At 54.5% G+C, this 1658-nt stretch carries 1 protein-coding gene and 2 pseudogenes; all 3 read right to left on the bottom strand.

The annotated features are described in order from the left end of the window. Window positions 1-532: pseudogene (locus ACTHUM_RS13330) on the bottom strand (RsmB/NOP family class I SAM-dependent RNA methyltransferase); the annotation flags it as partial. A gap of 35 nt (window positions 533-567) precedes the next feature. Further along, entirely contained in the window at window positions 568-1437 is an 870-nt protein-coding gene (locus ACTHUM_RS13325; RefSeq protein WP_070461467.1) for a DUF1853 family protein, read from the bottom strand. A gap of 39 nt (window positions 1438-1476) precedes the next feature. Further along, window positions 1477-1658: pseudogene (locus tag ACTHUM_RS13320) on the bottom strand (RNA methyltransferase); the annotation flags it as partial.

The raw sequence follows: 1658 nt of genomic DNA, 5'->3' as shown, positions 1-1658 counted from the left end.
CTTCTGCATCGGCACTTTCGGCTTGCAACAATGGCAGCACTTTATCGCGTTTGCCTTTCAAGGTATTGACGCGGATGTCGAGCGGGGCAGGTTGGTTGATGCTGCGACCGAAGGCGAGAATTTCTTCTTCGCTCCAATGCTGTTGCAGCTGTTCCACCAGCCATTGCGGCAATTCTGCGGCGGTATTCAGGCCGTCTGAGAACTCGGTTTTGCGGGCTTTCAAATTGCCGAGGAACTCTGTTTCTTCTTCATCAAGCAGGTCTTTGATTTGGCTGATGTTGGTACTTCTGCCGAGAACCAGCGCGGCGAGTGCGGCTTTGCGCGGCTGCGCGTGCGGACGGCGCAGGGCGGTACTGATTTTTTGATAGTGGCGCAGTGCGGCAAAGGCGGTTTCGGCGATTTCGTGGCGGTCTTGGCGGCCGAGCTTTTTGTGTTCGCGGAAGTAGGCGGAGAGGACGGCATCGGCAGGCTGTTTGAAAGTCAGCATTTCAGCCAAAACTTTGGCGGTATGGTCGAGTTGTGCGGCGTTCATAATGTAATGGGTTCTCTTAAAGTGGGTAAATGGTTTCAGACGGCCTTCATAATGCGTTCGATTTCGTGCCAAAAGCCGTCCGGCCGTAATTCCAAAACGGCAATCAAGCCTTGGTCGATACGGCGGATTTCGGTTGCGTTTAATGTTTCGGTTTCGGCGACACGCGCAGGTGCAAGATAGGCCATGCGGTCGAGCAAGTGATAACGCGCTTCTTGGCGTTCAAACCCGTATTCCGCCCAATCTTGAATATAGATGCCGCGCCAGCCGTATGGATTAAGTGGCGGCTCAAAAGCATGGAAACCGTGTGGAAAAAAGCCGATGCCGCGCACGATGGAAGCAGGAAGCAGATTTTCCGGCAGGCCTTGTGCGGTTAAGGTTGCTTTGCCTTGCGGCGTATGCAGCAGCTGGGATTGCTGCACCAGTTTGGTGGCTTTGTCCGTCAGCATGTCTTTAGGATTGAGGCCGCGCAGGTTTTGCGCTTGGTCTCCGCCGTAGTATTTACACGCCAGCTCGATATGGTAGGGCTGTTGGTTGAGGGAAACGACGAAATCCGCAGCGCCTAAGGTTTGGCCGTCTGAAAAAACGGGCAGATTGTATGCGTGCAGTTTGGCGTGCGGCGCGTTGGCAAACCAAAAAGTCAACAGCTCTTCAGCATAAATGCCGAGACGATGACCAAACGGGGCGCGTTGGGCGAGGTAATCCATCAGCGGTGCGGGATCGGCGTCCAATGCCAAAAGGTAGCGGAAACCGTGTTCCCCCAATAGTTCGCGTACGCTCAATTCGCAACCGTTTTGCCACAAAGGGGGCGCAGTCAGCAGCGAGGCGAGGTCGCGGACGGGTTGGCTGGTGAGCTTCCACCATAATGCGTCTAGGGCGTAATTCATGCTTATCCGAATATCAGTCATGCCGTCTGAAAGGCTGGAAATGTTTTCAGACGGCCTTAATCAGTCTTTTTTATGGATACGGTGGCTGACGGTATTGAAAAAACCGCGCAGGATATCGATGTCTTCGGTTTGCGTGTTGGCGCGTCCGAACAGGCTCTGCATACGGCGCATCAGGCGCTCGCCGTTGCGGCGGTTGAAAAAGCCGATGTCGTTCATCACGCTTTCCATGTGGGCGACCATGC

Source organism: Neisseria sp. P0021.S006, assembly GCF_051956895.1.
This window is presented reverse-complemented; position numbering and strand designations above follow the sequence as displayed.

Bases quoted from the DNA above. Each gene is read 5' to 3' on its own strand.
- ACTHUM_RS13325 (WP_070461467.1), bottom strand. From the start codon at position 1,437: ATGACTGATATTCGGATAAGCATGAATTACGCCCTAGACGCATTATGG.